Source organism: Serratia sp. (in: enterobacteria) (genome assembly GCF_046715635.1).
GTDB lineage: Bacteria > Pseudomonadota > Gammaproteobacteria > Enterobacterales > Enterobacteriaceae > Chania.
On sequence record NZ_JBKJYW010000135.1, the window covers coordinates 1 to 3,740 of the forward strand.

Here is a 3,740-nt window from a genome sequence, read left to right on the forward strand (position 1 = left end):
AGTTGACAGCAAGGCTAGCCAGGACAAAAGGTGAGGAACCCACTATGGCCACGTTTTTGAGCGATGATTTCTTGTTAGACAGTGAATTTGCCCGCCGCCTGTATCACGACTATGCGGTGGATCAGCCTATTTTCGACTATCACTGCCATCTGCCACCGCAACAGATTGCCGAAAACACGCGTTTTAACAACATGTACGACATCTGGCTGAAGGGCGATCACTATAAGTGGCGCGCGATGCGCACCAACGGCGTGGCTGAACGCCTGTGTACTGGCGATGCTTCTGACCGGGAAAAATTTGATGCCTGGGCGGCAACGGTGCCGCATACCATCGGCAACCCACTGTATCACTGGACGCACCTGGAACTGCGCCGTCCGTTTGGCATCACCGGCAAGCTGCTCTCCCCGACCACCGCAGATGAAATCTGGCAGCGCGGCAATGAACTGCTGTCGCAGGAGGCTTTCAGCGCTCGCGGCATCATGAAACAGATGAAGGTGAAAATGGTGGGTACCACCGACGATCCGATCGACGATCTGCGCCACCATCAAGCCATCGCTGCAGACAGCAGCTTCGATATCAAAGTCTTGCCAAGCTGGCGCCCAGACAAGGCCTTCAATATTGAAGCCGCTGGGTTTAATGACTATATGCAACAGCTGGAGGCTGCCGCAGATACTTCCATCAGCCGCTTCAGCGATTTGTGCGATGCGCTGAAAAAACGTCTGGATCACTTTGCCGCTCACGGCTGTAAGGTTTCCGATCACGCGTTAGACGTGGTGATGTACGGCGAGGCCGATGAGGCCACGTTAGACAAAATCCTGGCTCAACGCCTCAGTGGGGAGTTGCCAACGCCGCAGCAGGTTGCCCAGTTCAAGACCGCCGTCCTGTTGTTCCTGGCTGCTGAATATCAGCGCCGCGAATGGGTGCAGCAATACCACATCGGCGCGCTGCGTAATAACAATAGCCGGATGTTCACTACAATCGGCCCGGACATTGGTTTCGACTCCATTAACGATCAGCCGGTAGCCGAATCACTGTCTCGCCTGCTGGATGCTCAAGCCAAGCAGGGGGCTCTGCCGAAGACCATCCTTTACTGCCTCAACCCACGGGATAACGAAGTGATCGGTACCATGGTCGGCAACTTCCAGGGCGAAGGTACGCCGGGCAAGATCCAGTTTGGCTCAGGCTGGTGGTTTAACGATCAGAAAGACGGTATGCAGCGCCAAATGACGCAGTTGGCACAGCTTGGTCTACTTAGCCGTTTTGTCGGCATGCTGACCGACAGCCGCAGCTTCCTTTCCTACACGCGCCACGAATACTTCCGCCGCATCCTGTGCCAGATGATTGGCCGCTGGGTGGAAGATGGCGAAGCACCGGCGGATATTGCGTTGCTGGGTGAGATGGTGAAAAACATCTGCTTCGACAATGCCAAACACTATTTCGCTATCGATTTAGCGTAGTTACAGCTCAAGGTTGGTTTATGCAAAGCATCATCAAGATCCATGCAAAAGATAATGTGGCAGTTGCACTGTGTGATTTGGCTGCTGGTGACCAGCCTGTCTGGGAAGGGCAGGCGATCGCACTGGCGCAGGACGTTGCTCGGGGGCATAAGTTTGCTCTTGAGCCGATCGCTGCCGGTGAGATGATCGTCAAGTACGGCTTGCCGATCGGCTATGCACTGGTTGCCATCGCTGCAGGCGAACATATTCATTCGCAAAATGCCAAAACCAACCTGAGCGATCTCGACAGCTATCAGTATCAACCGGAGTTCCAGACCTTACCGGTACAGGCGGCAGATCGTGCCGTACAGATTTACCGGCGCAGCAACGGCGAGGTAGGGATCCGTAACGAACTGTGGATCATCCCGACCGTGGGCTGTGTGAACGGCATCGCCCGTCAGATCCTGCAACGTTTTCTGAAGGAAACCGGGGAAGCAGCAGGGATCGACGGCGTGCATCTGTTCAGCCACCCCTTCGGCTGCTCACAGCTCGGTCAGGATCATGAAAATACCCGCACCATGCTGCAAAATATGGTGCGTCACCCCAATGCTGGTGCGGTTCTGGTGATTGGCCTGGGCTGTGAGAACAACCAGGTGGATGCCTTCCGCAGTACGCTGGGTGAATTTGACGAGCAGCGCGTGCGCTTTATGATCTGCCAGCAACAGGATGATGAAGTTGCCGACGGATTGGCACATTTGCACGCGTTATACCAGATAATGCGCGACGATCGCCGCCAACCGGGCAAGCTTGGCGAGCTGAAGTTTGGCCTGGAATGCGGGGGCTCGGACGGTTTATCGGGGATCACGGCCAACCCGTTATTGGGCTGTTTCTCGGATTATGTGATTGCTAACGGCGGCACCACGGTACTGACCGAAGTGCCGGAAATGTTTGGTGCCGAGCGCATCCTGATGAGCCGCTGCCGTGATGAAGGCACCTTTGAAAAAACCGTCAGCATGGTCAACGACTTCAAACAGTATTTTATTGCCCACAACCAACCGATTTACGAGAACCCTTCTCCGGGCAACAAGGCTGGGGGCATCACCACGTTAGAAGAGAAATCCCTGGGTTGCACTCAAAAAGCCGGGCAGAGCCAGGTGGTGGACGTGTTGAAATACGGTGAGCGCCTGCGTTTACCGGGGCTCAACCTGCTGAGTGCGCCAGGCAATGATGCGGTCGCTACCAGCGCGCTGGCGGGGGCTGGGTGCCATATGGTGCTGTTCAGCACCGGGCGGGGGACGCCATATGGTGGCTTTGTGCCAACGGTGAAGCTGGCGACCAACTCGGAGCTGGCAGCGAAGAAACCGCACTGGATCGATTTTGACGCGGGCCGACTGATCCACGGCTTGCCGATGGCGCAGATGTTGGAGCAGTTTGTCGATCTGATCGTGGACATTGCCGATGGTGCACCGGCGCGTAATGAAGTGAATGATTTCCGCGAATTGGCGATCTTTAAAAGCGGCGTCACGTTGTAAAGCCTGACCGGCGGGAGTAGCATAAAACGGTGTTTTACTTTAAACGCCTTGTTACTACCGCCCCAGGATCCCCTCATGACGTTTTATTGGTTTGCGCAGTTCGTTGGCGTGCTGGCTTTTTTGGTCGGTATCACCAGCTTTTTTAATCGCGATGACCAGCGTTTCAAACTGCAACTGTCGGGCTACAGCCTGATTATCGGCATCCACTTTATCCTGATGGGGGCGAATGCCGCAGGGAGTAGCGCACTGCTTAGCGCCTGCCGCAACCTGGTTTCGATGAAGACCCGCAGCCTATGGGTAATGTGGATCTTCATCACCCTCACGCTCATCATTGGTTTATCCCGTTTCCACCACTGGATTGAACTGCTACCGATTTGCGGCACCACCATCAGCACCTGGGCGTTGTTCCGCACCCGCGGTTTGACCACCCGCTGCGTAATGTGGTGCTCAACGGCCTGTTGGGTTACCCACAACATCTGGCTTGGTTCGATCGGGGGGTCGCTGATTGAAGGCAGTTTCCTGCTGATGAACGGCTTCAACATTATCCGCTTCCGCCGCCTGCAACTGCGCGGCATCGATCCTTTTGCGGTCGAAAAAAAGGTGTCTGCCGAAGAGCATCAGGCCCCTCACCCTAACCCTCTCCCACTGTACAGACCGGGGACATGGTAGACAGGTGTTCAAGGACATGGTGAACACTTTTTAACATCCTTTACCCATGATGATCGACCTATTTCTCAGGTCGATCATCCCCACTTTCGTGCTGTACCACCAT

Annotated in this window: 3 protein-coding genes; all 3 read left to right on the top strand. The window is 55.3% G+C overall.

The window, feature by feature from the left end; translation table 11 throughout:
- The first annotated feature begins 44 nt into the window (after positions 1-44).
- The 3 genes from uxaC to ACLQ7H_RS06575 all read left to right on the top strand — a co-directional run bounded on the left by uxaC (position 45) and on the right by ACLQ7H_RS06575 (position 3,637).
- Positions 45-1,457 (top strand): glucuronate isomerase, encoded by a 1,413-nt coding sequence (gene uxaC / locus ACLQ7H_RS06565; RefSeq protein ID WP_411751975.1) that lies wholly within the window; start codon positions 45-47, stop codon positions 1,455-1,457.
- 20 nt (positions 1,458-1,477) lie between these two features.
- The gene (locus ACLQ7H_RS06570) at positions 1,478-2,968 is read left to right on the top strand and encodes a UxaA family hydrolase (RefSeq protein WP_411751976.1); all 1,491 of its coding nucleotides are present in this window, start codon (positions 1,478-1,480) and stop codon (positions 2,966-2,968) included.
- Positions 2,969-3,043: 75 nt separating this feature from the next.
- Complete coding sequence (locus tag ACLQ7H_RS06575) at positions 3,044-3,637, top strand: YgjV family protein (protein ID WP_411751977.1); 594 nt, start codon at positions 3,044-3,046, stop codon at positions 3,635-3,637.
- The last annotated feature ends 103 nt before the right edge of the window (positions 3,638-3,740 follow it).

Coding starts and splice junctions, on each gene's coding strand:
- uxaC (WP_411751975.1), top strand. CDS start 45: ATGGCCACGTTTTTGAGCGATGATTTCTTGTTAGACAGTGAATTTGCC.
- ACLQ7H_RS06570 (WP_411751976.1), top strand. CDS start 1,478: ATGCAAAGCATCATCAAGATCCATGCAAAAGATAATGTGGCAGTTGCA.
- ACLQ7H_RS06575 (WP_411751977.1), top strand. CDS start 3,044: ATGACGTTTTATTGGTTTGCGCAGTTCGTTGGCGTGCTGGCTTTTTTG.